Genomic DNA, 4,028 nt, shown 5'->3' with positions numbered 1-4,028 from the left:
TCAATTGATAAACAAGGCTTTTTTGTTTCAGATCAAAAATTTACTGATAACCGACCTGAAATAGAATCTCAGATTAATTTTGCTTTACAAGCCAAACCAGCGTGCGATTATATGAGCCATTAACTCGAACGACTATAATTGATAAGGATATAGGGATGCATTCTGTGCTGACGGCTAGCGATGGCCGAGAGATTAAATTATTTGCTTGGTTACCCGAGCAAGAAGTCCGTCACGTGATGGTATTGAGCCACGGCATGGCTGAGCATATCGAGCGTTATGCAGCGTTTGCCTTAGCGTGTAATGCCGCAGGTATCGCGGTATACGGTGCGAACCATCGAGGTCATGGTAATGATGCACCAGTATTAGGGCATTATGCCGATGATAATGGCTGGCAGAAAGTGATCAGTGATTTAGATCTTATCATCGATGATGTGGCTAAACGTCATGTCGTACCCTTGGTATTATTCGGTCATAGCATGGGATCTTTCATTGCCCAGCAATATGCGATTTTACACGGCAGTAAATTGAATGGTTTAGTGCTCAGTGGTTCTAATTATCAAAATCCAGTCATGTATAAGCTAGCCACCTTAGTCAGTAAAATCGAAAAAATACGTATTGGAGCCAGCGCACCAAGTCGCTTTTTAGATTTTGTATCATTTGGTACATTCAACAGTAAATTCAAACCGACGCGTACGGCATTTGATTGGTTAAGCCGTGATCCTGTGCAAGTCGATAAATACATTAGTGATGATTATTGCGGCTTTCCGTGTAGCCCACAGTTTTGGCTGGATTTTATGTCGGGATTAATTACCATTAGTCAAAAATCAGAGATCGCTAAAATACCAGATCAATTACCGATTTATATTTTCAGTGGTGATAAAGATCCGGTCGGTTTACAAGGTAAAGGCGTATTAGCATTAGAGCAACATATTACAACGAATGGTTGTGCCAATGTGCAATGTAAGCTTTACCCTGATGGTCGTCACGAGATGCTCAATGAGTCGAATGCGAATGCGGTATTTAACGATGTAACGGATTGGGTTACAGCAAAGGTCAGTTGATTTTATTGGTCAATGTAGACTTCATATGAAAGTATATTTTACTTCACTCTTTACGTCATTATTCACCTCACTATTTACTTCATTATTCGCTGGTTTTTAAGAAAGTAAAAAACCGTAATTTGACACTGTGTCATTAGTGTGAAATATGTTGCATTTATTGGCAACTTGTTGCAATGTGTAGTTAGAGAAAGCAATTCGTACACATGTTTAAAACATTGGGGCGTTATTTTTCCAGCGTTTAAATAGTGTCGAATTGTCGTCAATACACATATTTCAACGGAGTGAAACTATGACTGCCAATACCCAGTCTCATGAAACAGGTTCTCTGATTTTCCATGGGGAAATCAACCAAGAACAACAACAGATCCTAAATCCTGCAGCAGTTGCTTTGTTGACTGAGTTAGTAGAAAAGTTCGCTCCTCAAGTCGATGAGTTACTCAACCAACGTTTAAAAAAACAAGCACGTATGGATGCCGGTGAACTGCCAGACTTTTTACCTGAAACTGCCCATATCCGTGAAGGTGATTGGAAAATTCAAGGCATCCCTGCAAAACTTCAAGACCGTCGCGTAGAAATTACTGGTCCAGTTGACCGTAAAATGGTGATCAACGCCCTCAACGCACGTGTTAAAGTATTTATGGCTGACTTTGAAGACTCATTCGCGCCAACATGGGCGGGTGTATTAGATGGTCAAGTTAACTTGCGTGATGCGATTAACGGCACAATTGAATATACCAACCCTGCGAACGGTAAACACTACACCTTAGATGACGATCCTGCGACACTGATTTGTCGTGTACGTGGTCTGCATTTACCAGAAAAACACATTACCTTTAACGGTAAAATTGTACCGGGTTGCCTCGTCGATTTCGCGCTGTACTTCTCTAATAACTACGAAGAATTATTAGCAAAAGGCGCTGGCCCTTACTTCTATGTACCTAAACTACAAAGTCATCATGAATCAAAATGGTGGAGTGAAGTATTTAGCTATGCAGAAGACAAAGTAAACCTAGCGCGCGGTACAATTAAAGCAACGCTACTGATTGAAACTATCCCTGCTGTATTTGAAATGGAAGAAATTCTATATAGCATGAAAGAGCACATCGTTGCACTTAACTGCGGTCGTTGGGATTACATCTTTAGCTACATTAAAACACTGCGTAAGCATGCTGACCGTGTACTACCAGATCGCCATTCAGTGACGATGGATAAAACGTTCCTTAGCGCTTACTCACGTTTGTTAATCAAAACATGTCACAAACGTGGTGCCCTTGCTATGGGTGGTATGGCTGCATTCATTCCAGCTAAAACAGCAGAAGAAAACGATAAAGTATTAACCAAAGTAACCGCAGATAAGACCTTAGAAGGCCAAAACGGTCACGACGGTACTTGGGTTGCTCACCCAGGCCTTGCTGATACAGCGATGGGCGTAATGAACGAATACATAGGTGAAGGCAACGCTAACCAAATTAACGTTTTACGTGAAGATGATGCACCTGTAACTGCTGCAGAGTTACTACAGCCATGTGCTGGCGAACGTACTGAAACCGGCATGCGTTTAAATATCCGTATTGGTGTTCGTTATTTAGAAGCATGGATCTCGGGTAATGGTTGTGTGCCTATCTACGGTCTAATGGAAGATGCGGCAACAGCTGAAATCTCTCGCGCATCAATTTGGCAGTGGATTCAACACGGCAAAACATTAAGCAACGGCAAAGTGGTGACAAAAGAATTATTCTGCGAATTGCTACAAGAAGAACTGTTAGTTATTCGTAACGAAGAGATTGGTGCTGAAACTTACGACCAAGGTCGTTTTGCTGAAGCGTCAAAACTGTTTGAAGAGTTAACTATCAGCGATCACCTTGCTGAGTTCTTAACGCTTCCAGGTTATGACTTCTTAGATTAGAAATTTTTGGAATAGGGCGGGGTTAGTTTATCTCGTCGTGTTCTTGTTGTATCAAGTATTAAAATAATTATTAAGGGAATAAAAATGTCTACATACACAAATGATATCGATGCGGTTGCTACATTAAAAGTTGAGCAAGGTTCTAAATGGGCTGCAATTAACCCAGAATATACGGCACGTATGCGTGCTCAAAACCGTTTCAAAACGGGTATTGAAATTGCACAGTACACAGCAGACATTATGCGTGCAGATATGGAAAACTACGATAATGATTCTTCACTGTATACGCAGTCTTTAGGTTGCTGGCATGGTTTCATCGGTCAACAAAAAATGATTTCTATTAAGAAACATTTTGAAAACAATACTGACCGTCGTTATCTTTACCTTTCAGGTTGGATGGTTGCTGCATTACGCTCTGAGTTCGGTCCACTTCCAGACCAATCAATGCATGAAAAAACATCTGTTTCAGATCTAATCGAAGAACTATACACTTTCCTACGTCAAGCAGATGCACGTGAACTAGGCGGTTTCTTCCGTGAACTAGACGCTGCAAGAAAAGCGGGCGATACAGCTAAAGCAGCTGCGGTACAAGACCAAATTGATAACCATGTAACGCACGTTGTGCCAATCATTGCAGATATCGATGCTGGTTTTGGTAATGCAGAAGCAACGTACCTAATGGCTAAGAAAATGATTGAAGCCGGTGCATGTTGTATCCAAATCGAAAACCAAGTATCTGATGAAAAACAATGTGGCCACCAAGATGGTAAAGTAACTGTTCCACATGAAGATTTCCTTGCGAAAATCAATGCTGTTCGTTATGCATTCCTAGAACTTGGTATCGACAACGGCGTTATTGTTGCCCGTACTGATTCATTAGGTGCTGGTCTAACAAAACAAATTGCAGTAACGAATGAAGCAGGTGACCTTGGTGACCAATACAATTCATTCCTTGATTGTGATGAGATCACAGAAGCAGAGCTAGGTAATGGCGATGTTATTCTGAAACAAGACGGTAAGTTATTACGTCCTAAACGTTTACCAAGTAACTTGTTCCAATT

Annotated in this window: 3 protein-coding genes; all 3 read left to right on the top strand. The window is 41.1% G+C overall.

Annotation, left to right across the window (positions count from 1 at the left end; all coding sequences use genetic code 11):
* Positions 1-155 precede the first annotated feature (155 nt).
* Positions 156-1,061 (top strand): alpha/beta fold hydrolase, encoded by a 906-nt coding sequence (locus tag A923_RS0121760; protein ID WP_017223797.1) that lies wholly within the window; start codon positions 156-158, stop codon positions 1,059-1,061.
* Between the two features lie 289 nt (positions 1,062-1,350).
* A complete protein-coding gene (gene aceB / locus A923_RS0121755) occupies positions 1,351-2,967 on the top strand; it encodes a malate synthase A (protein WP_017223796.1) in 1,617 nt (538 codons plus the stop codon).
* Positions 2,968-3,051: 84 nt separating this feature from the next.
* On the top strand, positions 3,052-4,028 hold a 977-nt coding region (locus A923_RS0121750; RefSeq protein ID WP_017223795.1), incomplete at its 3' end, for an isocitrate lyase.

Origin of the sequence: Moritella dasanensis ArB 0140, assembly GCF_000276805.1 — a bacterium.
GTDB lineage: Bacteria > Pseudomonadota > Gammaproteobacteria > Enterobacterales > Moritellaceae > Moritella > Moritella dasanensis.
The sequence above is the reverse complement of the archived record's forward strand: the minus strand, read 5'-3'. Positions and strand labels throughout refer to the sequence as shown.